This is a genomic window from Neokomagataea anthophila, assembly GCF_018122595.1.
GTDB classification, from domain to species: domain Bacteria; phylum Pseudomonadota; class Alphaproteobacteria; order Acetobacterales; family Acetobacteraceae; genus Gluconobacter; species Gluconobacter anthophilus.
This window is the reverse complement of the sequence record NZ_JAGRQH010000136.1, coordinates 1-238: the sequence shown is the minus strand read 5'-3', so window position 1 is coordinate 238 and position 238 is coordinate 1. Positions and strand designations below refer to the sequence as shown.

At 56.7% G+C, this 238-nt stretch carries 1 pseudogene; it reads right to left on the bottom strand.

Going from position 1 to position 238, the window contains the following annotated elements:
* Positions 1–238 (bottom strand): annotated as a pseudogene (locus KB213_RS12315) (phage terminase large subunit); the annotation flags it as partial.

Genomic DNA, 238 nt, shown 5'->3' with positions numbered 1-238 from the left:
ACCGCCAAAATTGCGTTCAGCAACAATGCGCTCAGCACCCCTTTCCTCCAAGGCACGCAACGCAAGTGCCGCCCAACCCGCCGGACTATCACGGGCAGACACATCTTCCAGAACATTGCCAACCCCCTGTCCATCCACACCACACACAACAATCCCGATATCATCAGACCGCGTATCTTCCGTCCCAGAAGACCCCGAAGGATCAACCGCCACCACAATACACAGAATCCCTGCCGCA